Consider the following 23,025-nt stretch of genomic DNA (forward strand, 5'->3'; position numbering starts at 1 on the left):
CTCTTCGAGCGTCTTGTCGGCCAGCTCTACCGCGCGGTTGAACGTCTCCTGGTCGATCGCCTTCTGCGCCAGCAGGTTGCCGAGGTGCTCGATCGTGTCGGCATAGACCTCAGCCGGCGTGCGCATGGCCTCCATCAGCTGGCGGCCTTCCTCCATGGTGGCATTGGCCGCTTCCTGCGCCGCGTCGGCGAGCTGCTGCGCGTCGGTCTTCTGCTGGATCGACGCGACCAGCTGCTGGATCGTCTGCCCGGCCGCCGAATTGATGTCGACGCCGGCCGCGTGCAACGCGTTGTAGAGCTGCTGTTCTTCCGATGTGCGCGAGAGCTGCTCGTTCTCGAACTCAAGCGCCTCGACCAACTTGCGGATCTGCTTCTCCGCATCGGTCTCGCCGCGCGGTCCGCCGCCGACCGGCGGTGGCGGCGCCTTGGGTGGCTGGTTGCCCTTATCGAGCATCAGGCGGTCGGCGAGGTCCTGCAGCTCGACCAGGCGCGCCTCGATCTCGCCAAGGCGCTGCGTATCGCGATCGTCGCCGACGCCGAGGAAGTCCGAGATCCCGGCCAGCACGGAATCGTTCTGCCGCTGCTGGATGCGGGTGACGATCTCGTCGCGTTCGTCAATGAGATCGTTGATCTCGTTGGAGACGGCATCGAGCCCGCTGGCGTTGAGCCGGTTGATCCAGTCCGTCAGCGTGCGCAGCCCGGCGATGGCGACGTCGAACGCCTTGCTGTCCGCCAGCGACTTGAGAAAGTCGCCCCAGGCGTCGTCGAGATTGTTGAGCGCCCCGGTGAGGCCAGTCACCTGCTCGGTGGCCACGCCGCCGATCTGGCCGGCGACGGTGTCGAGGATGATCTGCATCGCGTGCGCCTGGTCGCCGGTCTCGACCAGGGATTTGATGAGATCCTGCTGGGCCTCGGTGAAGCTGATGCCCGATCGGCGCAGGGCGGTGAGGCCAGTCACCGGGTCTTCGAGCGCCTTGCCGAGCTGCAGCACCGCGCCCTGCAGGTCGCCGCCCATGAGCGCGGCGAGATCCGTGGCCAGGCCGATCGCCTCTCGGAACGTGTCCCCCTGCACCTGGCGGAAGGTCAGCAGCACCGCTTCGGCCTGCTTGATAGCCGCATCGTCGAACAAGGTCGTGCGTTCGAGCTGGTCCGCCATGTCGGACAGCTCGTCGGCCGTGAAGCCTACGGTGCCGCCCGTCGCGCGCAGCACGGCATTGAGATTCGCGGTCGCCTTCTCGGCCGCCATGATCTCGCGCGTGGCGGCGCCGATGAAGCGCTGCACGGTCTGGAAGCTGGCATAGGCCGTGACGGCGCCGAGCACTGCCGTCTTGAGCCGGCCAAGCGATGCGCTGGCCAGGTCGGTGCCCTTGCTCGCCTGCTCGCCGGCGCGTTTGCCCGTGTCACCGAGCTTCTTCAGCTCGTCGGCGCTGACCTTGACCGCGCCGACGAACCCGGTGCCATCCGCCTTCAGCGTGATGCCAAGCGTGAGATCAGCCATGGATCACCGCCGCTTTTCGAGCATGGCTTTGATCGCGGCGTGCTCCATTTCGCGGAGATCCGCGAACAGCGTCGGCGTCACGGCCAGCGCCATCATGCGCGCCGCGCTTTCGACGCCGGGGTAGTCCAGCCCGATCGCCACGCCGCCCATGCCGGCCGTGCGCCACTGCGTCGAGCTGGCGAGGAACAGCCGCACCGCATCCTGGTTCTCCTCCAGGATCGCGAAGCGTGCCCGCTCTGCGTTGCCCTTTGCGCGTCGCTCCCATTGCGCGATGACCTCCGGTGGTGCGCCCAGCTCCCGCAGCTCACGCGCTACTGAATCGTCGCCGGCTGTCGGGTCATCGCCGCTTGCCCAGTGGCGAGCGGCGTCCCTGAGTTTTTTCTTTTCGCTCCGGTCATGCACTCGATGAAGGCGCGCGCGATGCCGGCGCGCGCATAGGGGATGCGCAGCATGGTGCCGAGCGCGTCCTTGCTAAACGGCAGCTCCTCGGCTTTGCCTGGCTCGACCTCGCGCAGGACGCCGCTCCAGCCGACGATCACGTCCTCGAACTTGCTGAAGCTGGCGAGCTGGTCCGTCGGGATCAGCTTGAACGACATTTCGAACTCGTGCTGTTGCGTGTTACCGCCGTCCACCGGCATCTCGACGATGACCGGCCACTTCACGATGCGCTCGGTGTTGAGCGTGAACATGGATTGCCCTCTTTGCTGTGCGAGCGATCACGGGGTTGGCGGGGCGGCCGTGATCGCGAGCCGGCCGCCGCCGGCGGCACTATTTGACCGTAATTTTCACCTCGTCGTTGCCCACGCTGGGATGGAACTCCAGGTCCATCGTCAGCGTCGTGATGCCCTGCGACTCGCCGTAGCGCGGATTGAGGAGCTGCACCTGCGGCGCATCGACCTGAACGATCTGGCCGGCGCCGACGCCGTGGATCAGCTGCAGCGCGCCGAGCGTCTCGCCGCTGATGGCGCTGAAGAAGTTCTTCTGCGCGATCGTCGGCGCTTCGATGACCACCTGTCCCGCCGGCTCGCGGTCGGTGATCTGCACGTCCTTCGTATTCACCCAGTCCCGGAAAGCGACGACATTCGCCAGGTCGATCGACAATGAGGACAGCGCGGGCGCGAAACCGTGCAGCGTGAAAGTCGGCGTATTGACCTTGTTGACGACACGCGGCTCGCTCCAGCCGGTGAAATCCGGCGTCACGATTGCGGAATCATCAGGCTCAAGGGGCAAGCCCGTCATGGCAACGCGGAGTCGCGGCGGCAGTCCGGACGTAAACTCGAACACCGGGGATCCGCGATAGCCGTTCGCGCGGGTGCGCTGGCCGTCGACGTTCCAGAAGCTGGTCATGGAATCGAAGGCCGCCGACACCGGCGAATACTGCACATCGATGCCGACATTGATCGTCTCGGAGAACCCGCAGCAGCGCAGGTCCAGGCCCCACTTCGGCGCGGTGCCGGCAGCGCCGGCGCCGGCCATCTCCAGGAAGTAGCTCAGCGTCGACTTGGCGTTCGCCATCTTGGTCTTGGTCGTGCGCCCCATCCACGGCTTGATCGCCCTGCGGCCGACGCCGTCGGTAGCATACGGAACGAAGTCGACTTCGTGCGCGAGCGCCGCGTCGGCGGCGGCTGGCACTGGATCTGTGCCGTAGGTGACCTCACGCTTGCGCTGCAGGATCTTCTTCGCCCAATAGAACGGCATGGCTGGTTACTCCTTCGCTGCGGGCGCCGGCTCGCCTGCGACGGCCGGCTTTGTGGGCTCTTCGACGCGCGTTCGAACGCCGTCCTTGATCATGTAGCTGCCGCCCTCGGCCGGTGGCGGCAGTTCGGACTTGCTGGTCTCGGCTGGCTTCTTCGCCATGGTCAGGCTCCCACTCGGAAATGGCGCGTCGCGAGATTGAGGCGCGCGCCGTGACACAGCACATCGGCGAACATGACCGGGCCGTGCTCGATGAGCTGCACGCCGATCGCCGGCGGGGGCACTTGCGTGCCTTCAATCAGGCTGCCCAGCGTCTCGTCGGCGCGGAAAGCGTCGCGGATCGCTTCGATCAGAAGATCGAACGTCAGCTCGCTCTCGGTGGCGTCGTCGATCGCCATGAAGCCGCGGATCTGCCAGCGGTGGTCGATGACGTAGCTGCCGAGCGTTGGGCTGGCTTCATTGGTGGCGATCCGGCGGATGTGCCAACCGCGAAGCTGGCCGCCAGTCACATACAGTGCCTTGAGATCCGCCACACGCGTTGCCAGGCGCTCGTACTTGTGCACCACGCCGATGCCTGGAATCGCGTCCAGCTTCGCTTTGATGGCATCCCGGATCTGGGTGAGCGTCGTCATTGGATCGCCTTTCCAAGACGCTGTAAGCCGCGTTCCGCGGCCCGCGTCAATATGGCCTGCACGGTCGCCTCGCCATCGCTGAAGGCGCGCTGGAACATGAAATGACCCTTAGTGCCTTCGCGCGCGATCTTGCGCGCGACCGCATAGCCGACTTCCTCGGCTTCCTCCGGTGGCAGGCCGAACTTCAGCCGCGCCCACTCGCTGAGGGCCTGCACTGGCGGGAAATGCGGCTTGGTGCCCAGCTCGACGGGGATCGCATAGCCGAGCGACGTGCCGACGACGCCGATCACGTCCTCGCCAATGCGGCGCGGCTCGCGCGCGCCGACAGAGCTGCGCAGGTTGCCGCTCGCGGTCTCGGTATTGTCCTTGACCAGGCGCTCCAGGTAGAGCGAGGCCTCCCACACGCCGTTGACCAGCTCCTCCGCCATCAGGTCCGGCGCATAGCGCCAGGCGTCCGCGACGGCTGCGACCTTGCTGGCGTCGATCTCGATGCGCATGCCGGTCATCGCCGCAACCTGTGTGTCATGCGCGGCCCGCCCAAAGAGTCCCTGACGTCCAGCTCCACCACCGTGCCGGCCGCCACCTCGCGCTTGGGATCGATGCCGAGCTGGTCGAAGTAGAACTTGCGCAGGCGGCTGGCGCGCGATGCGAACTGGTCGCCGCGCGAGCGGTGATCGACGGCGTCGGCCTGGATGGTGGAATCGCTGGCGCCCGAAAAGAACGCCGCCAGCTCGTCGAGCAGGATGGCGGCCGCGTAGGAGGCGATCGGCTCGCGATCGTCGACCGGGATCGTGTCGGTGACGCCGTCGACCTGGTGACGGATCGTGTAGGTGGTGCGCACCGCCTGGCCGGCGCCGATCGCGCTGTCGAGCTGGATGACCGTGCTCGCCGGCTTCTGGTAGAGCCGCCGGAACTCAGGGGCGATGAAGGTTGGCGGGATGTTGCCGACCGGGTGCTCCAGGCTTTTGAGGTCGGAGAAGCCTTCCTGCCAGCCAACCGGCAGCGCCAGCTCGTTGGTGCCTGCACCAACCAGGTCCTCGACCTTGGTGCGCGGACGGTCCTTGCCGTAGCGTGCGAACGCCAAGCCGAGCGCGCGGTCCCGATCGGCGACCGTGATCTTGGTCGTATCGTCGCGCACCAGGTTGTCGGTCAGCGTCTGATAGTCGGAAAGCACTTCTTGCCCTCTGATGGTTGGCGCCGGCCGGGAGAGAAGGCTGACCCCCGCGCCGGCGCCGTTTTCCCCCGCTGCAGAAGGGGATCTGCGTCTACTTCCGGAACAGCGTTACCAGCACGACGATGTCGTTCCAGGTCGGCGAGGTGCCGCCGATCGCCAGGTTCACGGTGATCGCGGCTTCGTCGGCCAGGTTCGTGTCGGTGACGGTAGCCTCAGCCACGGCGCCGGCGGTGACCGCGACCGGCGCCGACAGGATCGTGACGCCGCCTTCCAGCACGTCGACGGTCAAGGTCGGCGAGGTGCCGCCGGACGCGCGCGCCGAGGCGCTGACGCCGAGCACGGCCGCCGGGAACGGCAGCGTGAGCCGCGCGACGGCGGTGGTGTTCGCGGTATACTGGCCGCTGATGTGCAGCGGGATGACGACGACCTGGCCGGCGCCGGGCGTGACGTTGGGGGTCGCGGCCTCTGCAAGTTGCGTGATCGGCGCCAGGATCGTCGCGGCGACGAGCAAGGCGGCGGCGAGAAGATTGCGTGCGAACTTCATAGTGGCTCCTCTGTCTACAACCGCTCCAACGGCGGGCGGCGCATCGGGGTTGGCGGGGCGGCCGATGCGCCGACCGCCCCTGTCGTCGCTACGCGACGACCGATTTATCGAAGGCGCGGAAGTCGAGTGCGTTGCCGCCGTAGATGTGGCGCAGCTTCCAGGTCACTTTGTCGTTGGTGAACATGGAGCCGACGGTCGGCGCGTCCTGCACGAACAGCTCCGGCTCCTCGTTGCCGTTGAGGAAGCCGATCTCGATGCCGGGCACGTCCATCGGGTCGGCGCCCAGCGCCCAGTCGTTGGTGTCGGTCCAATACCAGATCGGCAGGATCTCCAACGTCATCATCTGGACGAACGTCTTGTCGTTGTTGGTGTTGCGGTTGAAGAGGTTGACTGCCGTCTCCTTCAGGTCCTCGGGCACCAGCAGGTATTTCGGTCCGACGCCGATGCGATCGTTCGAGTTCAGCTCGGTCTGCTTCACCATCGCGAGCCGGCGCGCGGCCAGGCTGGTCGCGTCCAGCGCAGCGGAGCCGAGGTTGCCGTGCGAGGCGTGGAAGAACGCCACGCCGTCATAGATGGTCGGGTTCGTGCGGATGAAGTCGAGCACGAACTTGGCGAGCGTGCGCTTGGCCGCCCGGCCGAGCTTGATCGGGATCTGCCGGATGGCGCCGACGTCGTCGTTGGCGATCATCTCCAGTGTCACGTCCTCGGTGCCGCCGCGCTTCTTGACGGCATAGGTTGCCTTCTCGTCAGTGGGCGAGGACTGCGCGATATAGGGGGCGCCTTCCTCGACGATCGGCAGGTCGCCATAGCCGCCGTAACGCGTGCGCTCGTTGGTGCGGAAGTCCTTGATCGGGACCGGCGTGGTGATGATCGGCCGCCACACGTCGTACTGGTTGATGTTGCGGTAATCGGCGATCATGCGGCGCGTGATCGAGTTGCCGAGCACGTTGGTGAAGCTGCCGCTGTCGAGCGACTCGCGCAGCAGCGCCTGATCACAATTGTCGATGCGGCCTGTAATGCCGTGGTCGCCAGTGATTGCCTCGTAGCACTCCCGGAACGAGCGCGCGTGACGGTGCTCCTTGTGACTGGGATCGAAGAAGGCGTCCAGCATAGCGGCCACCTTCTCGGCCCGCGTCTCGCCCATCTCGATGCGCGGGAAGCCGCCGAGCTGCACCTTGCCGCTCTCGGTGAACTTGGCGATGTAGGTGCGTTCGTCGCCGATCAGCTTGTCGATGTCGGCCTCGGTGAACTTCGCCATGAGCGTGACCTGCGCCGTCAGCTTCGTCTTCGCCTCGTCGGGCAGGCCGCAGCCAGCGATCGCCGCGCGGGCGTAGGCGCGCGCCTCGGTCATGCGGATCACCTCGGCGAGCTGATCCTGCGTGACGGCGTTCGCGGGTGCCGCGGCAGGTGTGGCCGCGGGGGCCGGCGCGACGGCTTCGGTCAGCAGCGTCTCTAGCTGCTCGTCGGAGAGCTGGTCGACCTTCTTGCCCTGCAGCAGGTCGGGCCGCTTCGCTTCGATGAGAGCGATGATCTTCGTGCGATCCATGATGACGTCCTTCTTCGCTTCGAGGAGCCCGATGACGCGTCCGCCGGCGCCGGGCTCGACGATGAGGTCGACGGAGTTGACTTCGGTGAACTTGGTGGCGGTGCGCTGCGCGCGGCCATTGCGCGTCTCGTTGCGCGCCATGCCCTTGGCGTCGATCGAGAAGCCGAACAGGTTGGTGAGGCCGCTGTCCCACGCTTCGCGGATCTTCACCGCCTCCGGCCCGCTGGGATTGAGCAGCGTGAAGGTGGCCTGCACCTCACCGCTGTCAGCGCCCCGGCCTTCGACGAACTTCGGTTCCGTCAGTCCGCCGATGAGGTTGCGGAAGTCCTTGCCCTTGCCGGCCAGGTGCTCCGCGTCGCCCTTGACGAAGACGCGGGCGTTGTCGAACAGGGGCACGGCCTCGCGCAGGACAGCGTCCGGATAGTAGTTGCTGTTGCCGCTGAGACCGGCCTTGATGACGCGGATCTTGTAGCGGCCGGGCTTGCCGGCGGACTCGATGAAGGCGCCAGTGCGCAGCGCCTCGCGCATACCGACCGGCTGATAGACTTCGATCACCTCGACCGGATCGCCGAGCGTCACGGCATTGGTGCCTTGGTCGTAGCTGTAGGGATAGGACCAGGTCTTGCCGTCGCGCTCCACGATCACGCGGTCGGAGAACAGCGCCTTCACGTAGGGCCACGGGTCCCAGTCGCTCGACATGGCGAACACGCCGCGCAGCGCCAGGGTGATGAGGCCCATGATGTGCTGGTAGGAGCCGGCGGCAGCTTCCTTGAGCGCGGCCGGCCCGACGATGCCCAGCGTGGGGATCGAAGCGCCGGCGGCTTCGATGAAGCGCGCCGGCAGCTCGTCGCCAATGACGAGGACGCGGCTCACGCAGCGGCCTCGATCTTCTGGCCGTCGATGGTGACGATCGTCACCTTGTCGCCGCGCATGCGGTGATCGAGGATGTCGGCGGCAGTCACCTCGCGCTCGATCACGACCTTCTGCTTGGTCTTGGGATCGATGACGGGATTGCCCTTCTTGTCGACGTCGAACACACGCACCTTCGTGCCCTTCGCCAGCTTGGCGAGCTGCTCGGCCGTGAGGGCGGTCTTGGGTTCAGCCATGGAGCCTCCTGAAGGTTCGGCCGGGTTGCCGCCGGCCGCCGGTTGCCAAATCGGCAAGGCTGGGCGACTGTATCGGCGCACCCCTCTGGTGGGACCCCGAACACCTGTTCGGGGGAACCGGCCCAAACCCCAGGACAGCCCGAAATTGCCGAATCCGCCCTGGCGACCAGGACGGGAAGGCCGATTGCCGGCCTTTTAAACGGGGTTTTAAACGGGTCGGCGGTTCCGGCGCGGCAACCGGAGCGGCCGGAGGCGCGAATCGGCCTCTACGGGCTTCTGTGGGGCGTTAACGGAACAGCCTAGGTTTCCGGGGTAGACAAGCCGGTTTCGACTCGGCGTGGGTGGTATGGTGCAGACCGGAGGGCGAACCATGGACAACACCCGCGCAAGATACGTAGCGCCGACGACCGGTGAGACGGCTTTCAACTGCCCGCACTGCGGTGCTTTGGCCAAGCAGTTCTGGCACTCCGCCTATGTCTGCGAGCTTCCAAAGGACCAGGTCCCAACCATCATGAAGTGGACCGAACAGGAGGAGCAATTCGCTAGTCAGATCGAGGACGAAACGGGCCGCGATTGGTTTCGTGCCTGGGCTACCAAGAAAGCTTCTGGGGTGGCCTTCATCGACATGGAACCACAGTACATCAACTCGAAGCTCCGCCTTGAGAACGTGACCATCTCAAAATGCTTTAACTGCAATAGCGTCGGGCTTTGGCTGTACGACAGACTCATCTGGCCGGAGCCGGGTGATGGTCCGCCCCCGCACCCAGATCTGCCTGAGGATCTACTCCCCGATTACATCGAAGCAAGCGCAATCTTGAAGCGTTCCCCGCGCGGAGCGGCTGCGCTGCTGCGTTTAGTCATCCAAAAACTCTGCGCTCGCATAGCGGGAACGGGCAAGGGGCTCAACGACGACATAGCCGCACTCGCAAAGCGCGATCTGGCGCCCACCATCGTGCAGGCGCTCGATGCCGTTCGGGTCATAGGGAACAATGCTGTTCATCCCTTGGAGATGGACCTTCGCGACGATCGTGCAGCGGCGGAAACGTTGTTCGGACTCGTCAACGTAATAGTTGACAACCTGATTTCCCGGCCGAAGCAGATCGAGAAGATCTACAGAAGGTTGCCACCGGGCGCGCTCGAAGCCATCGAGAAGCGGGACGGCAAGGCTGCAGTTCCCGAGCCTCCGAAGGATCGAAGTTAAGAGCTGAAGCTGCTCGTTGCGCTGTGACAAGCGTCAACTGATCGAGAGATGCCATGCGTCAGGACGATGCGCGTGACCTGGAGAATTTTCTGAACGAGTTTGATCGCGAGACCGATCGCGGCCTTGCTCTCGTCGGAGCAGCTGTGATTGACGAGAAGCTGGAGCAAACGCTCAGAGCGTTCTTTCGCGACGACGAAGACCTCGCCGATCGATTGCTCAAAGCTGAAAAACAGGGGCCGCTCAGTTCCTTTGCCGTTCGTGCTGACGCCGCTCTTGCACTAGGTCTCCTGGTGCCATTTGAGTACGATGAGATCAAGCTCATAGCCAAGATCCGGAATAGGTTCGCCCACCAAAGGCACGGCACAACCTTCAAAAGCCCAGAGATCGTGAAGCTCTGCGCAAAGCTCAGATCTCCACTGCCCCCGATGCAGGCAGAAGACGAGCCATCGTCACGGCTCCGATTCACTACGTCGGTCATCATCACATACCTAAGACTCTACTACCGACCTGAGCTTGCGCTGAGAGAGCGACGCCTCGCCAAAGCGTGGGTGTCAGAAGACGACGTGCGATGGGATACGCTGCCGGCCGATGATCCGCGAGTCGGTCAGCAAAGTAGCTACATTATGGTCTGGCTAAAGCAAAAGGGAGCGCCTGATTTGCCGGGCGTCCCGTTCATACTTCCTGTTCCCAGGTGTCCATGAACGGCACCGATTCGCACCCGCAGTTGATCGTCTCGGCCGCCGGCGCGCGCGGGTCGCGCGGGAACATCAGCGAGATCCCGTTGCCCAGCGTGAAGGGCTCGTCGACCGCGCGCACCTGGCCGTCGATCGCGTCGTGCTGCGGCCGGCTGTGCACCTTGCCTGATCGGTGCCATTGCTTCTTCAGGCCCGGCAGCTTTTTGGCCGCCTGCTCGTAGCGTTCCTGCGAAGCCACCGAGAACGCGCGGCCCAGCTCGGTGCGGATGATGGTGGTGGCGCGGGCGCGGCCGCCGTCGATCAGCGCGCCGATCGCCTCCGCCGCCTGGTGTTGCGTCTTCGCGCCGATCATCACCAGGCCCAGCTCGCTGTTGATGCGGTTCGCGACGCTGGTCGAGATGTCGCCGATGCGGTCGGTCATGAAGCTGCGCATCGCGCGCAGCTGCCGTGTATCGATCTCGCCGAGCACGCCGTCGAGCCGGAAGCGCGCGCCGCCCGCCGCCTCGATCGGCTTGTCGACCAGGTCGATGCCGGCCTGCCAAGCCTGGCCGGCCGCGCTGCCCAGCCGCGATGATGCTCCGCGCTCCATCGTCTCCAGCGCGCGCTTCACGTTCTCCTTGAGGCTGCTGAGATGGAAGGCCTGCCAGGACTTCGGGTCGGGCGCGAGCGCCAGGTCATGGTTGATCTGCTCCAGCGCCTTCTTCAGCAGCCGGCGAATCTCCTTGTCGGTGTCCTTCTGGATCGCCGTCAGCCGGCGCGCCTGCTTGATCGCGGCTTTACGAAGGATCTTGTCGCGTTGGTCAGCCATCGCACAGAACGCTGATCCCGAGCGCGAACAGCTCCGCTTCCTTGGCGAGCAGCAGCAGCTCGCCCTGCGTGAGCCGCGAGTTGACGATGGTCACGCCGCCTTCCTTGAAGCGGCCGACGATCAGCACGTCCTGCAGGTCGAGGCCGGCGGCGTGCGCGAGCGCCTGGTCCGCCTTGTAGAAGTCGCTGGCAGGCAGCGCCACCACGCGCGCGCCGCGCTTCGGTTCGTCGGCCATCACTCGCCTCCGTCATTCGGCGGCTCCGGCAGATCCTCATCCTCCGGGATCTCCTGGAACGAGTCCTCCTCCCGCCGCTTCGCCAGTTCTTTCTTCGCCGCCTGCAGCTCCGCCTCCGCGTCGATCTCGACGCCGAGCCGGCCTGCCACCGCGTTGATGATGCGCACCGCCGTCAGCTCGGTCATGAGGCCGCGGTCGATCGCGCTGGCGCAGCCGGTGACGACTTGGGCGAGCGCAGCCGCATAGGTCGAGATGTCGCGCGTCTGCAGCTCGGGGAAGATGGCTTGCGGCATCACCTCGTCGTCGGTGCGATCGATCCAGCTCTTGCCGCTGGGATCGATGCCGCGCGACACGACGAAGCGGCCGACGTCCTCCAGGATTGTCTTCAGGATCCGCTGCAGCATCGAGAGGACCTTGTAGGTAGGATCGCCCATCTCGCTGGCCGTCGCGCGGTTCACATCCCCGCCGCCGCCGAACCAGTGCTCCGGCAGGGTGCTGCCGGAGAGCATGTGGTTGCGGAACAGCCGCGCGGAGTTGGCCGACTCGTAGGACCCCAGCTCGGGCGATTCCGACTTCCACGTCTCGCTGTCGTTATGGACGCGGACGCTGTTCGGCTTCGGCGGCGTGAACTCGCCGGCGCGGGCCTTCACTTCCTCCGGCGTGGCGCCGTTCAGCGTCACGTCCCAGATGAAGCTGCGCATGATGTGCGAGCGGTCGATCTCGCCGAACAGGAACTGCTCGTAGGCATCGAGCCAGTCGATCTGCGCCAGCAGCGCGCCGTGACCGCGCACCACCGACGTCAGGTCGTTGATCGAATAGTAGAAGCAGTCGCCGTCGGTGAAAGTCTTGCGGATCTCCTGGGTGCGCGCGGTGAAGCAATCCTCCTCCGTTCCCATGACGATGACGCGGTAGCGCCGCGCGCGACCCTTCTTGTCCTTCTTGGTCACGATGCCGATCGGCTGCTCCGGGTTATCGGGATCGGTGACAACCGTCTCGATGAAGCACGGATCGAGGTTGCCGAGGCGCACTCTGCCGTTGAACTGGTTGGTGAAGGCCGGCCAGCACTGCTCGCCGAACAGCTTCAGCTCGCGCACGCGCTTCGGCAGCTTCTGGTCCATGCGGTTGATCGGATCGAACCAGAAGGCGTCGAGATACTGCTGGGCTGTCTTCTCCTTCGCGACCAGCTGCACGCCCTCCGCCAACAGGTAGGCGATCGGCAGCTCGATCATGCGGTTCGCGAGCAGGTTCGACTGCCACAGATAGAGCGACAGATCCCGCATGCGCTGCCGCGTCATGGCGGTGAGGTCGCGATCGGAATCGCCGGTCAGCTTGCGCCATTGATCCTCGTCGGCATCGACATTGATGCCGAACGCCTCGCGCAGCTTGACGGTCGCCGGTGACGACGCGGGCTTCTCCAGCGCGGGCCCTGCCGCCGCCTCTTCCATGTCGTCGCCGGCGACCACCTCGGCCGCCATCCCCTTCCGGCCGAACGCGCCCATCAGTCGGTTGAACCAGCGTGCCATCATCTGCTCCTGAAGATCCCGCGCATCTGCTCGAAAGTGCGGCCGAACATGCGGACGGCCGGCCGCTCCGGCATCGACGCCGGCAGCAGGTCCTCGCGCTTGCCTTCGACGGTGGCGCCGGCCGCCGGCTGCACCAGGTTCGCGCCGGCCAGCAGCGCCAGCATGTGAGCCCAGAAGTGGTCGGCATGGCCGATCAGCTCCGAGCGCTCGGCGTCGAACCGCGGCGCGCCGGCGACGGTGGTCATCTTGCGAACCGCATGGTGGCTTTCGCGGATTGTGCGCGTGGGCGGGATGCGCGTTCGTTTGTCCTCGAACATCTGCTTGCCGCGCGTGGCGAGATCCTGCTTGACCGGCAGGGTGAACATCACGCCCTCGACCTTGTATTCGCCATGCCGCTTCTTCGCGTCCTCGACCACCTTCTCGCCCATGCCGGTCTGGTCGATGCAGGCCCGCCGCACGTCATAGCTTCCCATCAGCCGATCGAACGCGGCGTCCTGCTCGGCGAACGTCTTGCGATGCATCTCGACGACTTCGCGGGTCCACATGACGTCGCCCACCAGCTCGTCGATCCACATCACGCTGAGGTCCCGCTTCCGGCCAATGTCCCAGCCGGCATAGCAAGGGCCGCCGGCATAGTGGTCGGGGTTGCCGGCATCCTTGTGCTCGCACGCGGTGATGAGGTCCCAGGTCAGCCAGGCCGTCGCCTCGTCGACCGGCTGGCACATGTATTCCTGCAACCAGGTCTCTTCGTCGCCGGTCGCGTCGTGCTCGGCCGCCATCCAGGCGGCGCGCTCTTCGTCGGTGAGGACGCGGCCCATGATCTTGTCCGCGAGTCCCTGGCGCACGGCGTCCTCGATCGTGACGGTGTGGAGCGACCAGGCATTCCCCTTTCGCGCCTCGTCGACCATGCGGTAGTAGCGGTTGCCCTTGCCGTTGTAGGTCGAGAGGATTCGCACCGGGAATCCCCAGGTGATGATCGGCCGAGCGGCTTTCCACATCTCCTCCGGCTGCGCATGGAAGGCGAACTCGTCGAGCACGAGCTTTCCGCCCTTGGACCGGAACGCCTTGGGGTTGGAGGACAGGCCATGGACTCGCTTGCCGTTCGCGAACTCGATCGTGCGGGCCTTGATGTCGTCTTCCTTGTCGATGACGATCTCGCCCAGGTCCTTCGCGGCGATGTCATAGAGCCGGGTCCACATCTCGCAATAGCGGATGTATTCGGCGGCCGCGCTGTCGTCGGCCGAGGAAAACCAGACGTCGATCGGACCGTCCGCCTTCGAAGCGTCGATCACGTCCTCATAGCTTTGCGCGTAGGTCGCGCCGATGCGCCGCGACTTTTCCCAGATCTTGAAGCGCGACTGGTCGGTGATCCATTTCGCCTGGTAGGGCAGGAAATAGCCGCCGGTCATCGGGCGATTCCCAGGATCTCCGTCTCGATCTTGCGGATGGTGTCGGCCGAGAGGCCGGCCTTCGTGAGTTCGCCGGCCGTCTGCTTGACCGCCTTCTCGGCCTTCTCCGCGATCTCTGCCTTCACGCGCTCGCGGATCTTCACCTCGCGCTCAACGTCGACCTTGGCGGCCTGCGCCAGGCGCTGCAGCGCGGTTGCTGCAAAGTAGGCTTCCTGCGCATCGAGCTTGACCGGTTCATCGCTGCCGTCGCCGGTCATCAGCTTCATGACCAGGCCGTGCATCAGCTCGATGTTGAGGCGCGCGGTCTTCGATTCCGGCGCGTCGCCCAAGCGCTGGACGATCGCGTCGGCAATCGTGCGCGTGCGCTGGATGTCCGCGACGATCTTGTCCAGGCCTTGAATGTGACGACCGAGCGCCGAGCGCGACACGTCCGCGTCCAGCTCGCGCAGCTTGTCCAGGATCTCGTCAATCGTGTGGCCGTCGCGGCGGAGCTGCCCGATCAGCTCGCGCACTTCCACTGGCAGCCTGTCGACGGAGCTGGGGCGCGGCATCGTTGCCACCTCAGCTCGCGCCAGGGCTTGGCTTCTTCACGCCATCGACCTCGATGCGGCCGGCCACGACGTCCTGACCGCGCTCCGTCAGGTGCGCGACCCTGACCTTGTCCTCGAACCAGTCGATCGTGATGCAGCCGCGCTCTTTGAGGAAATCCAGATCCGCGCGCACGTCGTCGCGCGTGGCGGTCTCGTGCCCCGACATGCGGACGCCTGCGGTGAGGACGCTGTCGTTGGCCGCGCCGCCGGCACCCTTGATCAGCCGCAGGATGACCAGGCGCCGGTCCTGGATCAGATGGTCGACAAAACGCTTCGTCATCGGTTCTTCGCCAGGAACTCTTCCATCCTGTCCACTTGGTGCTTGAAGACCTTCTGCAGATCCTCCATGCCCGACATGCGCTCGTTGGTGACGCCGAGCTGGCCAGTCAGCCGCTCGATCGCGATGTTGAGTTCGTGCAGGTCCTTCGCGGTCGGCCCTTGCTTCATCTGATGACCGATCAGTGCGATGGTTGTCTCCACCGTCTGGACGCGCTTTTCGAGGGCGTCGTGGTCCTTCCTCGCGACGAACACACTGCGCATGTAGAGCATGAGGACGAAGAACAGTCCGACCGCGATCCACTGCAGGATCTGAAGAACTGGTTGCGATGCCTGCAGGAAGTCGGCCATCGGGGCGGTGCTCCGGTTTACCGCGCCACGCCGAGGATCGCCTCGATGCGCGCGCGGTTCTTGTCGATACGCTGCCCGCACCCGTCGCGCGCCGCCTCGGCCGTGAGCCGGCCGGCGGCGATGTCCGCAACCACGCGCTTCACGTCCCGCACAACGCCGTCCGCGAGCACGCCTTGCCGCGCGGCGATGCCGGCGCGGTCCAGCACGCCAGGGACGTTGATGCCGCCGGCCAGGTTCCCGAGGAGGCTGGCCACGCGCGACTTGGTCGCGTCCACGATCACGCTGGCCAGCTCCAGCGTGACGATCTTCACGTCCGTCTCGAACCAGATGTTGCCGTCCGACGTGTCGAGGTTGCCGAGCACGGCCTTGATGCGCGTGATCTGCCCGGCCGCCGTCTCGGCATAGGCGGCGTCGCCGTGCGTCACGCGGTCGGTCATGACCTCGATCACGCCCGACGCGATCATGCACAGGCGCACGCCGCGATGCTCCGGTCCGATGGCCTCGGTGAAGAGCCGATCGGCGACTGCCTGCGACGAACTCTTCTCCGCCGGCGCCTCGTCCGGCGCCAGCTCGTCGAGCGGACTGGTGCCGCCGGCCGCGCAGCCGGACAGCAACGTCGCGGCGACCACGCTGACGGCGAGCCAGAGTGCGATCGATGCGACGTTGCTGCCGGTGCCGCCCCCAGGAGACTTTGCCGCTGGTGTCTTGAGGCGATTGGGAATCGCCCACACCGCGACGAACCCGAACACGCTGGCGCCGAGCGCGAGCCACAGCACGTTGAACGCGGCTTCGAGCAGCGCCGGGCCCACCGGCTCGGCCAGGCCCAGCATGGCGAAGATCGTCTGCAGCAGCACGATGCCGGCCGGCATGGTGTCCGGCTCGATGCCGACGGGCACGGCCATGACCGAGAGGAAGCCGCCGGCGCCGCCCATGCGCGCCTTGTTGGCGTTCAACACCTGCTTTAGGGCTTGAGTGCTCATAGCGTCACCTCCTAGGCGAGTTCCATGGCCGCGCGGATCTCCGCGCCGCTGAAGGGCTGCTGTCCGTTCTCGTGGTGGATGATCGCCGCCACCATCTTCTCGGTGAGGGCCTTGTTCCCGATGACGTCCACCTGGTCATCCACGCCGACGCCGCAGGCTTGCGCGACCGCGCGCGCATACGAGCCCGTGTCGTTCTCGCTGGGCGGCGCCCAGCGCGCGATCATCGCGGCAATGGTCTTGAGGCCATGTTTGAGCTGATAGGTCCGAAGGGTCTTGTAGAGTGCGCGGATGCCGTATTTCGGGGCTTCGAAGTGGACGAAGCTCTTGTCTGGCTGCTCGTCGCTCTGGCCCATCCAGATGATGCTGGAATGCCGGATGTTGCCCGGATTGTTATTGCGCAGGCCGCGCGGCACTTCGCTCATGATCAGGCTCGCCAGTCGAAAGGACTAGCGGCATAGTGCCTCTGCTCATTTGCGATGTCGGTCCGAACAGGAGTTCTACCCTGTTATTGTATGCCTGCCGCGCGCAGGTTTCGGAGTCGCTGCTGCTTGCGCTCTTCAACCTCTTCGTTCCACCGGCATTGCGCAACGACGCGCGGCGCGACCACACGCAGCTTCTCGACTGCCACGGCATAGTCGAGGCCCCGCGCAACTGCGCACGCGTCCTGCGTCTCCGGGTGACCGTCGTTGCAGCCGAGATGCACCAGCTCCGGCAGATGCAAGGCGTGATAGAGCGGGCAGTGGATGATGCTGCGATGGGGACATGCCACGGGCTAATCGCCCTTGCGGAACAGATCGACCTGGCGCGGATCCGCATGGGCGATCTTCAGCCGCTTGCGATGCCGGCGCACCGTCACCTCGTGGCAGTGCAGCGCGCGCGCCACTTCGTTCGCCGACTTGCCCTGCTTGATCTGGGTCGCGACTGCCGCGCGGAATCGCGCCTGGTTGGTGGTCGGACCGAGCGGGACGGTGATCTTGCCGCGCCCGACGACGCGCGCGATCTGCGCCGCCAGCTCCGGGCCGAGGTGCTTGGTGAGCGGACTCTTCGGGCCGGGATTCGCCGGCACGTAGATCAGCTGCCCGCCGAACGCATGCGCGAACTTCAGCATGGCCGCATAGCCCAGCTCAGCCTCGATCGTCTGCAGCAGCTCCGGAAGCGTATCGTCGATCATACCCGTTGCGCTCGCTCCCACGCGGCCTGGCGCACCGCGGCGCCCAGCCTCTCTATCGCCTGATCGGCGAGATCCGGTGACATCAGCCACGCCCGCGTGACGCGGAACTCGCGCAGAAGCCACACGTCCAGCTCGATCGCCGTCTTGAAGAGATCGGTGGCCGGCAGGTTGGGCAGGCCGCCAAGCTGCCGCCAAAGCCTGTCGAGCAGCAGCATCTTCGCGGCGAAGCCGGCGCCGCCGCGCTCCAGCTGATGCTGGCGCCGGATGCCATCGATCGTATTGATGAGCATCACGTCCGGCGCGCGCAGGCCCACGCGATCGGCCCAGGCGCGCAGCGTGTTGATGACCTTGGCCACCTCGTTCTGGTCGCACCACTGCAGCGCGTCGCGGCTCGTGATGCGCTTGACGTAGGCGGACAGGCCAGCCTCGCTCGGATCGCGGACCTCGCCGAGTTGGTACAGCGCCAGCCATAGCGCGCGCGCCTTGGAAGCCTCCGCGCCGGGCGCCAGCGGCCGCGTGCCCGCGCGCTTCGGCGGCTTCGGTCGATCGGAGAAGCCGCTCGCCTTCAGATGATCCAGCACCTTCGTGCGGCCGACCTGGTCGAGATCGCCGGCGCTCTCCTTGCCAGCGACGCGCGACAGCATGGCGCGATAGGTGTCGTCATCCATGCCCAGCGCCTTCTTCGCCAGGTGGATCTTCGCCAGCTCCTTCTTCCGACGGAGGTCGGTCGCCTGCTTCATGGCTGAACCTCCCGGATGATGTCGGAGCCAGCCGCGAACTCAGGCCAACGGAAGATCCCGCACGTCCACAGTTGGCCGCGCCGGCTGAAATAGATGGTTGCCGGCTTCAGCCCCTCGAAAGGCTGCACCGTGATGATCTCGCCGGAAATCCTGAGGCGATCTCCGGGCATCGGGTTGATGCGTGGATCGCGGCTCATGCCCCACCTACCAACGGCAAATCGAGCTGGCGATCGACCAGCCGCCAGACGCTGACGAGGCGCCCCGTCGGCCCCTTGCGCAGTTCCGCGCGCACGACGACACGCAGCTTCTCCAGTTCGCCGCGGCGCGGCGTCACGCAATTGATCGGCCAGCCCAGCTTCATCGAAAGGTCCTGGTCGCTGGCCTGCCCCAGCTCCATCAGCGCGGCGGCCACGGCCGCCTGGCGCTCGTTGAGCGGCACCGTGCTGTAGGCCCACCGCGAGGTCTCAGCGACGGGCATCTGCAGTCCGAGCGGGGCGGCCGTCGCCGCGAGCATTTGCGGCCGCGCTCTCTTGGCTGAGGCGGATGCGATTCTTCGCATCGTTGAGCAGCATCTTGTTCCATCGCAGGCGGATGAACGTTTGGACGTCAAGCGGCCCTTTGAGCACGTTGCATCCGATGCAGGCCGCCACGCGGTTGCCGTCCACGTCGCGCCCGCCGGCGCTCAACGGCGTCACGTGGTCGATGGTGGGCTTCAGGGTGGGATCGGCAGGCCCGATAGCCGCGCGCGGGTCGGGCATCATGCGTCCGCAATAGGCGCAACGATGGCCCTGGAATCGCCACAGCTCGACGAGCACCGGGTTCGCTCTCACGGCTCCACCTCCAGCTTCCGCCCGATGCGATGCGCCACGGCCAGCTGCTTGGGTGTGAAGAGCGTGCGGTCGCGATACCGACCGAGACGCGTCGCCGTGTCGGTCGCGAAGTCGACCTCGAAGTCCGTCAGCCCGTCCGCCTCCTCGATCGCCTTGGCCATCACGCGATCCATCCAGTCGAGCTTGTCGCCGATCGGCGTCCCGGCCGACTCATGCTGCACCACGTTGTTGTGCTTCATGCTGCCCTCCGCTTCCGCCGGCGCCGCCGGCGCGGTTTCGGATTCTCCAGCCGTTCGAGGAACGCTTTCATGCGCTTGGTCCGGTTGGCCATGCGAGCGATGCCGCGCCACCTCTCGACTTCAGTGATCTCTTCCGCGTAATAAGCAGTCCGCCCCTTGTCGTCGGCGCCGTGCAGGAAGAATCCCCGCTGCCCGATGATGCTGGAGAGCGCCAAGGCCAGACACTCCTTCGAGCATTTCATCAGGCGCGCATGGATCACCTCGCGCTCATTCATCAGGTCGCCGTAGGTCAATGGCTTGCGCTCGGGCGCCGGCGTCTCTGCAGCTTGTTCCGTCATGAGATCCCCGCAGCGCGTTCGATCGCCTGCGCCTTGCAGGTTTCCCAGGTTTGATCGAAGGATCGGGCAAGGGCCTCCGCCACGCCCGCGCGGCCGAGGCGATACGCCTTCTTGATCAGCCGTCGGCAGCGCGCCAGACGGCGTCGTAGCGCGCGATCGACCATCGGCCAGTGGATCATGCAGATCCACTCGAAGCCGCTGCCCGCGCGGGTGCGGCCGCAGAACGGGACCACACACGCGATGCGATTCAGCTTCAGCTTGCGGGTCATGGCTGCGGGCTCTGCGCCAGCACGGTGGCTTCAAGCGCGCCGAGGCTCCAGCCCATGAAGAACATCGCCCCCATGGCACATACGAAGGTGACTGCGATGCGTCCGGGCGTTTGCCTGCCCTCGATCGCGATCATGGCGCCGATGAGGAACGCCATAGCGAGTATGATCTGCATCATGACTTGCCCTCCGCCTTCTGCTTGATCGCCTTGAGCCTGGCTTCCTGCTGTGCCTTCGGGCCACGCCAGCCTTCGATGCCGATCGCGGCCTCGCGCTGCTTGCGATAGGTGCGCAGCTTCCTCTGGTCCGTCGCGCCGATCGCGGCGCCTTCCGTCGGCGCGACCGCCGCTGTCGGGCAGCGCGTGACGCGTCCGGCCTTCACCGCGTCGTCGATCATGCGCTGCTCAGCCGCGCGCTGTTGCTCGCGCTGGCGCTGCAGCTCGGCCGCGCTCGGCCCACCGCTGCTGTCGAGGCGTCGGACACCTGGCGTCCTGTGGTGGACCACGGATTTAGTTGGGGTCGACCCCACCTTGGCGCGGGGTTCACCCCCTGCCTGCTTGCGGTGGAATGCCTTCTCTGCCGCCGGCGCCGGCAGCGCGACAGATGATGTCCGCTCGTAGAGGTCACGCAGCAGCCGCGCCATCGCAGCCGGCCTGGTCAGCTCCCAGTCCCTGGCGGCGATCGTCATCTCCGCGACTAGGCGCGTGCTGTCGATGCGCTGCAGCGTCCTGACCAGGTCATCGTGCTTGATCGTCTTGCCGTGCGTTGCGACCAGCTCCGCCACGCCGCGCAGCGCCCATGATCCGAAGGTGTCGGCCTCCGTCGGCTTGGCCTCGGCCAGCGCATGCAGTGTGCGCGCCAGAACATCTTCGCCCGACTGCCGCAGGATCTGGCGCAGCACCGTGACGGCGCTCACCGTGCGCGCGGGTAGGCGGCCGATGGCCACCGGCGAGATCGCAACGCCGGCCTGGTCACAGATCCGTTTGATGGTCACGGCCTCCGGCGCATGCGCCGCCAGCTCGGCCCAAAAGATGTTGACGTTGCTGACGGCGACGCGGTCCCGGTTGAGCGTGACGAAGGCATTCGCCTCCAGGCCGACGTCGCCTGGGCTGATGCCGTAGAACGGCAGGCGCGGGATCTCGCGGATCTTCGCCGCTTCCCAACGATGCTGGCCGTCAATCACCGCAAGCCTGGCCTTGCCGGGCTCGCGGCCCGTGATTGTGACGGGCTGGTACTTGCGCCAGTCCCACTCGGCCGCGATCTTCCGGATGCGCTTCCAGCCCTCGCGCGTGATCGGGCGCTGGTAGGTTGGGTCGACGAACAACAGGCTCGTCGGCACCCAGCCTTGGACCGGCGGCACGCCGAGCTGGTCTTTGCCACCCCTTCCAACATCGTTCTCAACGGCTTCGAACAGGCGTCGAATGTCGGCCGCCGGCAGGCCGAGCCGGTTGCAGCAGAACCTGACCTGCGATGCGGTCAGCTTGCCCATTTCTGATGCTTCGCGTTGAACAGGGGCGTGGCCGCTCCGGCGTGCGGCACGCGCTTCTGGAACGCCTTTGCATGATGCTCGTCGCAGTAGGAGCGGCCCTCTCGCACCGGCGTCGCGCCGCAGAAATGGAAGCCCGGCTCGCGCGGGTCGCCGATCGGCCAGGCGCACGTGCGGCTGGAGATCCGCGGTTCGCGCAGCGGCGGAGGTGCAGGCGGCGGCGCGAGTTGGATGACAGGAGGAATCGGAGTCGGCGCCTTCGCCTGCTCAGCCCGCTGCCGCGCATCGTCGACCTGCTTGCGACCGGCCTTTGCGGACTGTGGCTTTCTCGGCCTGCGCGGCCGACCGTCGCGGATGATCGGGCTCGGGCGGCCGGCCAGGCCCATGCGGTGAGCCTTGCCCACGACGGCGTTGCGGGTGAGCCCACCGCCCAGCGCCGAGGCGATCTGCTTGGCCGAGACGCCTTGCCCCCACAGCCGCCGCAGCGCTTCGAGTCGCCACTCCGGCCATGTGTCGTTCACACCTGCAGGTCCGCGCGTCATGCTGGCATCTCCTCTGGCTTGTCCTGTGTCCGCCCCGCCGCCTTGATGGCGTTGTTGACCGCGAGGATGAAATCGCTGCGCGTGCGCCACTTGAAGCGCGGGTTGTCCTTCCGCCAGGCCAAATAGCGGCGGCGGACTTCCACGCGGTGGTCGGCGGAGAGCGCGTCCCAATGCGCGCCGCACAGGATGTGATGGGGCTCCGCGAGTGTCGTCTCGCATCCGTCGACGGGGCACGTGCGCGGCTCAGCCATTGCCGCCTCCGTCGACCGCGCGCGCGGCTGCCAACGCCGCCGCACTCGTGTCGCTCAACGGCTCAAGGTTCTTCAGCACGCCGAGCGCATGCTGCCTGGCCGCGTCTGGTGTCAGCTCGATCGCCGCCCGATCCATCTTCGTCGTCAGCTCGATGCGCACGCCACCGCGCGGCAGGCGCTTGGACTGGATCACGCCGTCGACCCCATTCCTCATTCGTCTCGCGTCAGTCATCGCAGCACCGTTCGATCACGCCGTTGCACTTGCGGCATTGGGTGTGTCCGTGGACTCGGATTTCTGGATCGCGTTCGCCGCAGAAGGGGCAGTGTTCCCAAACGCCTGCCTGATCGCCCGGCCCTTCTCGAACCAGGCCAGCATCTTGTCGCTGCATGCGAGAGCCTCGATCAGTTTCGCCTCGTCGGCGTCCTTTTCGCCCAGGATCTTCAGGTCGACGATCGCGTCATCGAGCAGCTGGCGGGCCATCTCGAAATGTCCCCAGCGGAGCGCTGACCAGATGCGCACCAGGTGGAAGGCCGTCCGATCACGGCCAAGGAGCGTGAACATCGGCTCTTCGGGATGCGCCTTCGCGTAGCAGTCGTACTCGCCCGGATCGTTCTTCGTGCCCATTGTTGCCCTCGCTCCCCACTCAGCTGCTCCGCTTCAGCGGCACGCCCGCCCAGCCGGAATCCATCAGGTTGTGCAGCTCCGGTTCCATCTCGATGACCAGGTCCCGAAGCAGCCAAGCGACCTGCGTAACGCATTGGCTGTTGATGCCGTGCTCCCGCTGCGCCCGTTGCAGCACCATCAGGACCGACGCCGCCGTGAAACCATCGAGGCGGAGCATCAGCGCCTTCGTTCTGGCGCGCTTCATCGCTTCTATTTCTGGCTCTGTTGGCTCGCGA

38 protein-coding genes are annotated in these 23,025 nt (G+C 66.1%); 2 read left to right on the plus strand and 36 right to left on the minus strand.

Annotated elements, in window-relative coordinates:
* From DTX69_RS28315 to DTX69_RS28360, 11 genes are all read right to left on the minus strand, one after another.
* Positions 1-1,497, minus strand: a 1,497-nt coding sequence (locus DTX69_RS28315; RefSeq protein ID WP_284736128.1) for a phage tail length tape measure family protein, incomplete at its 3' end; no start/stop codon positions are given.
* A gap of 3 nt (positions 1,498-1,500) precedes the next feature.
* Entirely contained in the window at positions 1,501-1,899 is a 399-nt protein-coding gene (locus DTX69_RS30870; RefSeq protein WP_119304954.1) for a DUF1799 domain-containing protein, read from the minus strand.
* The gene (locus DTX69_RS28325) at positions 1,809-2,186 is read right to left on the minus strand and encodes a hypothetical protein (protein WP_119304955.1); all 378 of its coding nucleotides are present in this window, start codon (positions 2,184-2,186) and stop codon (positions 1,809-1,811) included. Before DTX69_RS28325 ends, DTX69_RS30870 begins: the two co-directional genes overlap by 91 nt.
* A gap of 79 nt (positions 2,187-2,265) precedes the next feature.
* Positions 2,266-3,195, minus strand: a complete 930-nt coding sequence (locus DTX69_RS28330) for a hypothetical protein (RefSeq protein ID WP_119304956.1) — start codon at positions 3,193-3,195, stop codon at positions 2,266-2,268.
* 6 nt (positions 3,196-3,201) lie between these two features.
* A complete protein-coding gene (locus tag DTX69_RS30465) occupies positions 3,202-3,354 on the minus strand; it encodes a hypothetical protein (RefSeq protein ID WP_162917647.1) in 153 nt (50 codons plus the stop codon).
* A gap of 2 nt (positions 3,355-3,356) precedes the next feature.
* On the minus strand, positions 3,357-3,824 hold the full coding sequence (locus tag DTX69_RS28335; RefSeq protein WP_119304957.1) for a hypothetical protein: 468 nt from the start codon (positions 3,822-3,824) through the stop codon (positions 3,357-3,359).
* On the minus strand, positions 3,821-4,330 hold the full coding sequence (locus DTX69_RS28340) for a hypothetical protein (RefSeq protein WP_119304958.1): 510 nt from the start codon (positions 4,328-4,330) through the stop codon (positions 3,821-3,823). The genes DTX69_RS28335 and DTX69_RS28340 overlap by 4 nt, the downstream gene beginning before the upstream one ends.
* Complete coding sequence (locus DTX69_RS28345; protein WP_119304959.1) at positions 4,327-4,998, minus strand: hypothetical protein; 672 nt, start codon at positions 4,996-4,998, stop codon at positions 4,327-4,329. The genes DTX69_RS28340 and DTX69_RS28345 overlap by 4 nt, the downstream gene beginning before the upstream one ends.
* 91 nt (positions 4,999-5,089) lie before the next feature.
* Positions 5,090-5,542, minus strand: a complete 453-nt coding sequence (locus DTX69_RS28350; RefSeq protein WP_119304960.1) for a hypothetical protein — start codon at positions 5,540-5,542, stop codon at positions 5,090-5,092.
* Positions 5,543-5,630: 88 nt separating this feature from the next.
* Positions 5,631-7,961: a phage major capsid protein gene (locus tag DTX69_RS28355; protein WP_284736129.1), complete on the minus strand. Its 2,331-nt coding sequence runs from the start codon at positions 7,959-7,961 to the stop codon at positions 5,631-5,633.
* Entirely contained in the window at positions 7,958-8,194 is a 237-nt protein-coding gene (locus DTX69_RS28360) for a hypothetical protein (protein ID WP_119304961.1), read from the minus strand. Before DTX69_RS28360 ends, DTX69_RS28355 begins: the two co-directional genes overlap by 4 nt.
* Positions 8,195-8,564: 370 nt before the next feature.
* Here DTX69_RS28360 and DTX69_RS28365 point away from each other — a divergent pair, with 370 nt between their 5' ends.
* Positions 8,565-9,395 carry a DUF4145 domain-containing protein gene (locus DTX69_RS28365; RefSeq protein ID WP_162917648.1) on the plus strand — a complete coding sequence of 277 codons (831 nt, stop codon included), beginning with the start codon at positions 8,565-8,567 and terminating at the stop codon, positions 9,393-9,395.
* Between the two features lie 53 nt (positions 9,396-9,448).
* Positions 9,449-10,096 (plus strand): MltR family transcriptional regulator, encoded by a 648-nt coding sequence (locus DTX69_RS28370; RefSeq protein ID WP_119304963.1) that lies wholly within the window; start codon positions 9,449-9,451, stop codon positions 10,094-10,096.
* Here the strand turns inward: DTX69_RS28370 and DTX69_RS28375 are convergent.
* From DTX69_RS28375 to DTX69_RS28495, 25 genes are all read right to left on the minus strand, one after another.
* Positions 10,068-10,898: a phage minor head protein gene (locus DTX69_RS28375; protein WP_119304964.1), complete on the minus strand. Its 831-nt coding sequence runs from the start codon at positions 10,896-10,898 to the stop codon at positions 10,068-10,070. The two genes, DTX69_RS28370 and DTX69_RS28375, sit on opposite strands and share 29 nt — an antisense overlap.
* Positions 10,891-11,133: a hypothetical protein gene (locus DTX69_RS28380; protein WP_119304965.1), complete on the minus strand. Its 243-nt coding sequence runs from the start codon at positions 11,131-11,133 to the stop codon at positions 10,891-10,893. The genes DTX69_RS28375 and DTX69_RS28380 overlap by 8 nt, the downstream gene beginning before the upstream one ends.
* Positions 11,133-12,656 carry a hypothetical protein gene (locus DTX69_RS28385; RefSeq protein ID WP_119304966.1) on the minus strand — a complete coding sequence of 508 codons (1,524 nt, stop codon included), beginning with the start codon at positions 12,654-12,656 and terminating at the stop codon, positions 11,133-11,135. Before DTX69_RS28385 ends, DTX69_RS28380 begins: the two co-directional genes overlap by 1 nt.
* Entirely contained in the window at positions 12,656-14,065 is a 1,410-nt protein-coding gene (locus tag DTX69_RS28390; protein ID WP_119304967.1) for a phage terminase large subunit family protein, read from the minus strand. The genes DTX69_RS28385 and DTX69_RS28390 overlap by 1 nt, the downstream gene beginning before the upstream one ends.
* On the minus strand, positions 14,062-14,616 hold the full coding sequence (locus tag DTX69_RS28395; protein ID WP_162917649.1) for a DUF3486 family protein: 555 nt from the start codon (positions 14,614-14,616) through the stop codon (positions 14,062-14,064). The genes DTX69_RS28390 and DTX69_RS28395 overlap by 4 nt, the downstream gene beginning before the upstream one ends.
* Before the next feature lie 10 nt (positions 14,617-14,626).
* Positions 14,627-14,935 carry a VpaChn25_0724 family phage protein gene (locus DTX69_RS28400; RefSeq protein WP_119304969.1) on the minus strand — a complete coding sequence of 103 codons (309 nt, stop codon included), beginning with the start codon at positions 14,933-14,935 and terminating at the stop codon, positions 14,627-14,629.
* Positions 14,932-15,282 carry a DUF2730 family protein gene (locus DTX69_RS28405; protein ID WP_119304970.1) on the minus strand — a complete coding sequence of 117 codons (351 nt, stop codon included), beginning with the start codon at positions 15,280-15,282 and terminating at the stop codon, positions 14,932-14,934. The genes DTX69_RS28400 and DTX69_RS28405 overlap by 4 nt, the downstream gene beginning before the upstream one ends.
* A gap of 17 nt (positions 15,283-15,299) precedes the next feature.
* Positions 15,300-16,262: a hypothetical protein gene (locus tag DTX69_RS28410; protein WP_119304971.1), complete on the minus strand. Its 963-nt coding sequence runs from the start codon at positions 16,260-16,262 to the stop codon at positions 15,300-15,302.
* 11 nt (positions 16,263-16,273) lie between these two features.
* Entirely contained in the window at positions 16,274-16,684 is a 411-nt protein-coding gene (locus DTX69_RS28415; protein ID WP_119304972.1) for a structural protein P5, read from the minus strand.
* A gap of 83 nt (positions 16,685-16,767) precedes the next feature.
* Positions 16,768-17,031, minus strand: coding sequence for a hypothetical protein (locus DTX69_RS28420; protein WP_119304973.1), 264 nt, complete (start codon positions 17,029-17,031; stop codon positions 16,768-16,770).
* Positions 17,032-17,034: 3 nt separating this feature from the next.
* Positions 17,035-17,433, minus strand: a complete 399-nt coding sequence (locus tag DTX69_RS28425) for a helix-turn-helix domain-containing protein (protein WP_119304974.1) — start codon at positions 17,431-17,433, stop codon at positions 17,035-17,037.
* Positions 17,430-18,173, minus strand: coding sequence for a gp16 family protein (locus DTX69_RS28430; RefSeq protein ID WP_119304975.1), 744 nt, complete (start codon positions 18,171-18,173; stop codon positions 17,430-17,432). Before DTX69_RS28430 ends, DTX69_RS28425 begins: the two co-directional genes overlap by 4 nt.
* Positions 18,170-18,370 (minus strand): hypothetical protein, encoded by a 201-nt coding sequence (locus tag DTX69_RS28435; protein WP_119304976.1) that lies wholly within the window; start codon positions 18,368-18,370, stop codon positions 18,170-18,172. Before DTX69_RS28435 ends, DTX69_RS28430 begins: the two co-directional genes overlap by 4 nt.
* Positions 18,367-18,651 (minus strand): hypothetical protein, encoded by a 285-nt coding sequence (locus DTX69_RS28440; protein ID WP_162917650.1) that lies wholly within the window; start codon positions 18,649-18,651, stop codon positions 18,367-18,369. The genes DTX69_RS28435 and DTX69_RS28440 overlap by 4 nt, the downstream gene beginning before the upstream one ends.
* Positions 18,638-19,003 (minus strand): HNH endonuclease, encoded by a 366-nt coding sequence (locus DTX69_RS28445; protein WP_284736130.1) that lies wholly within the window; start codon positions 19,001-19,003, stop codon positions 18,638-18,640. The genes DTX69_RS28440 and DTX69_RS28445 overlap by 14 nt, the downstream gene beginning before the upstream one ends.
* Positions 19,000-19,242 (minus strand): hypothetical protein, encoded by a 243-nt coding sequence (locus tag DTX69_RS28450; RefSeq protein ID WP_119304979.1) that lies wholly within the window; start codon positions 19,240-19,242, stop codon positions 19,000-19,002. Before DTX69_RS28450 ends, DTX69_RS28445 begins: the two co-directional genes overlap by 4 nt.
* Positions 19,239-19,580, minus strand: a complete 342-nt coding sequence (locus tag DTX69_RS28455; RefSeq protein ID WP_119304980.1) for a hypothetical protein — start codon at positions 19,578-19,580, stop codon at positions 19,239-19,241. The genes DTX69_RS28450 and DTX69_RS28455 overlap by 4 nt, the downstream gene beginning before the upstream one ends.
* Positions 19,577-19,849, minus strand: coding sequence for a hypothetical protein (locus DTX69_RS28460; RefSeq protein ID WP_119304981.1), 273 nt, complete (start codon positions 19,847-19,849; stop codon positions 19,577-19,579). Before DTX69_RS28460 ends, DTX69_RS28455 begins: the two co-directional genes overlap by 4 nt.
* Complete coding sequence (locus tag DTX69_RS28465; RefSeq protein ID WP_119304982.1) at positions 19,846-20,025, minus strand: hypothetical protein; 180 nt, start codon at positions 20,023-20,025, stop codon at positions 19,846-19,848. The genes DTX69_RS28460 and DTX69_RS28465 overlap by 4 nt, the downstream gene beginning before the upstream one ends.
* Positions 20,022-21,335, minus strand: a complete 1,314-nt coding sequence (locus DTX69_RS28470) for a DUF6551 family protein (protein WP_119304983.1) — start codon at positions 21,333-21,335, stop codon at positions 20,022-20,024. Before DTX69_RS28470 ends, DTX69_RS28465 begins: the two co-directional genes overlap by 4 nt.
* Positions 21,323-21,874 carry a GcrA family cell cycle regulator gene (locus tag DTX69_RS28475; RefSeq protein WP_119304984.1) on the minus strand — a complete coding sequence of 184 codons (552 nt, stop codon included), beginning with the start codon at positions 21,872-21,874 and terminating at the stop codon, positions 21,323-21,325. The genes DTX69_RS28470 and DTX69_RS28475 overlap by 13 nt, the downstream gene beginning before the upstream one ends.
* Positions 21,871-22,125, minus strand: a complete 255-nt coding sequence (locus DTX69_RS28480; RefSeq protein WP_119304985.1) for a hypothetical protein — start codon at positions 22,123-22,125, stop codon at positions 21,871-21,873. The genes DTX69_RS28475 and DTX69_RS28480 overlap by 4 nt, the downstream gene beginning before the upstream one ends.
* Complete coding sequence (locus DTX69_RS28485; protein ID WP_119304986.1) at positions 22,118-22,339, minus strand: hypothetical protein; 222 nt, start codon at positions 22,337-22,339, stop codon at positions 22,118-22,120. The genes DTX69_RS28480 and DTX69_RS28485 overlap by 8 nt, the downstream gene beginning before the upstream one ends.
* Positions 22,340-22,372: 33 nt before the next feature.
* Positions 22,373-22,750: a hypothetical protein gene (locus tag DTX69_RS28490; RefSeq protein WP_119304987.1), complete on the minus strand. Its 378-nt coding sequence runs from the start codon at positions 22,748-22,750 to the stop codon at positions 22,373-22,375.
* 19 nt (positions 22,751-22,769) lie between these two features.
* The gene (locus tag DTX69_RS28495) at positions 22,770-22,994 is read right to left on the minus strand and encodes a hypothetical protein (RefSeq protein WP_162917651.1); all 225 of its coding nucleotides are present in this window, start codon (positions 22,992-22,994) and stop codon (positions 22,770-22,772) included.
* Between the last annotated feature and the right edge of the window lie 31 nt (positions 22,995-23,025).

It is taken from the genome of Dongia deserti (genome assembly GCF_003574735.1).
GTDB classification, from domain to species: domain Bacteria; phylum Pseudomonadota; class Alphaproteobacteria; order Dongiales; family Dongiaceae; genus Dongia_A; species Dongia_A deserti.

Bases quoted from the DNA above. Each gene is read 5' to 3' on its own strand.
- DTX69_RS28475 (WP_119304984.1), bottom strand. From the start codon at position 21,874: ATGACGCGCGGACCTGCAGGTGTGAACGACACATGGCCGGAGTGGCGA.
- DTX69_RS28460 (WP_119304981.1), bottom strand. From the start codon at position 19,849: ATGACCCGCAAGCTGAAGCTGAATCGCATCGCGTGTGTGGTCCCGTTC.
- DTX69_RS28325 (WP_119304955.1), bottom strand. From the start codon at position 2,186: ATGTTCACGCTCAACACCGAGCGCATCGTGAAGTGGCCGGTCATCGTC.
- DTX69_RS28395 (WP_162917649.1), bottom strand. From the start codon at position 14,616: ATGCCGCGCCCCAGCTCCGTCGACAGGCTGCCAGTGGAAGTGCGCGAG.
- DTX69_RS28450 (WP_119304979.1), bottom strand. From the start codon at position 19,242: ATGAAGCACAACAACGTGGTGCAGCATGAGTCGGCCGGGACGCCGATC.
- DTX69_RS28380 (WP_119304965.1), bottom strand. From the start codon at position 11,133: ATGGCCGACGAACCGAAGCGCGGCGCGCGCGTGGTGGCGCTGCCTGCC.
- DTX69_RS28470 (WP_119304983.1), bottom strand. From the start codon at position 21,335: ATGGGCAAGCTGACCGCATCGCAGGTCAGGTTCTGCTGCAACCGGCTC.
- DTX69_RS28430 (WP_119304975.1), bottom strand. From the start codon at position 18,173: ATGAAGCAGGCGACCGACCTCCGTCGGAAGAAGGAGCTGGCGAAGATC.
- DTX69_RS28365 (WP_162917648.1), top strand. From the start codon at position 8,565: ATGGACAACACCCGCGCAAGATACGTAGCGCCGACGACCGGTGAGACG.
- DTX69_RS28340 (WP_119304958.1), bottom strand. From the start codon at position 4,330: ATGACCGGCATGCGCATCGAGATCGACGCCAGCAAGGTCGCAGCCGTC.
- DTX69_RS28390 (WP_119304967.1), bottom strand. From the start codon at position 14,065: ATGACCGGCGGCTATTTCCTGCCCTACCAGGCGAAATGGATCACCGAC.
- DTX69_RS28375 (WP_119304964.1), bottom strand. From the start codon at position 10,898: ATGGCTGACCAACGCGACAAGATCCTTCGTAAAGCCGCGATCAAGCAG.
- DTX69_RS28425 (WP_119304974.1), bottom strand. From the start codon at position 17,433: ATGATCGACGATACGCTTCCGGAGCTGCTGCAGACGATCGAGGCTGAG.
- DTX69_RS28385 (WP_119304966.1), bottom strand. From the start codon at position 12,656: ATGGCACGCTGGTTCAACCGACTGATGGGCGCGTTCGGCCGGAAGGGG.
- DTX69_RS28490 (WP_119304987.1), bottom strand. From the start codon at position 22,750: ATGGGCACGAAGAACGATCCGGGCGAGTACGACTGCTACGCGAAGGCG.
- DTX69_RS28360 (WP_119304961.1), bottom strand. From the start codon at position 8,194: ATGGCTGAACCCAAGACCGCCCTCACGGCCGAGCAGCTCGCCAAGCTG.
- DTX69_RS28465 (WP_119304982.1), bottom strand. From the start codon at position 20,025: ATGATGCAGATCATACTCGCTATGGCGTTCCTCATCGGCGCCATGATC.
- DTX69_RS28455 (WP_119304980.1), bottom strand. From the start codon at position 19,580: ATGACGGAACAAGCTGCAGAGACGCCGGCGCCCGAGCGCAAGCCATTG.
- DTX69_RS28435 (WP_119304976.1), bottom strand. From the start codon at position 18,370: ATGAGCCGCGATCCACGCATCAACCCGATGCCCGGAGATCGCCTCAGG.
- DTX69_RS28480 (WP_119304985.1), bottom strand. From the start codon at position 22,125: ATGGCTGAGCCGCGCACGTGCCCCGTCGACGGATGCGAGACGACACTC.
- DTX69_RS30465 (WP_162917647.1), bottom strand. From the start codon at position 3,354: ATGGCGAAGAAGCCAGCCGAGACCAGCAAGTCCGAACTGCCGCCACCG.
- DTX69_RS28415 (WP_119304972.1), bottom strand. From the start codon at position 16,684: ATGAGCGAAGTGCCGCGCGGCCTGCGCAATAACAATCCGGGCAACATC.
- DTX69_RS28410 (WP_119304971.1), bottom strand. From the start codon at position 16,262: ATGAGCACTCAAGCCCTAAAGCAGGTGTTGAACGCCAACAAGGCGCGC.
- DTX69_RS28350 (WP_119304960.1), bottom strand. From the start codon at position 5,542: ATGAAGTTCGCACGCAATCTTCTCGCCGCCGCCTTGCTCGTCGCCGCG.
- DTX69_RS28400 (WP_119304969.1), bottom strand. From the start codon at position 14,935: ATGACGAAGCGTTTTGTCGACCATCTGATCCAGGACCGGCGCCTGGTC.
- DTX69_RS28370 (WP_119304963.1), top strand. From the start codon at position 9,449: ATGCGTCAGGACGATGCGCGTGACCTGGAGAATTTTCTGAACGAGTTT.
- DTX69_RS28330 (WP_119304956.1), bottom strand. From the start codon at position 3,195: ATGCCGTTCTATTGGGCGAAGAAGATCCTGCAGCGCAAGCGTGAGGTC.
- DTX69_RS28405 (WP_119304970.1), bottom strand. From the start codon at position 15,282: ATGGCCGACTTCCTGCAGGCATCGCAACCAGTTCTTCAGATCCTGCAG.
- DTX69_RS28495 (WP_162917651.1), bottom strand. From the start codon at position 22,994: ATGAAGCGCGCCAGAACGAAGGCGCTGATGCTCCGCCTCGATGGTTTC.
- DTX69_RS28440 (WP_162917650.1), bottom strand. From the start codon at position 18,651: ATGCCCGTCGCTGAGACCTCGCGGTGGGCCTACAGCACGGTGCCGCTC.
- DTX69_RS28485 (WP_119304986.1), bottom strand. From the start codon at position 22,339: ATGAGGAATGGGGTCGACGGCGTGATCCAGTCCAAGCGCCTGCCGCGC.
- DTX69_RS28335 (WP_119304957.1), bottom strand. From the start codon at position 3,824: ATGACGACGCTCACCCAGATCCGGGATGCCATCAAAGCGAAGCTGGAC.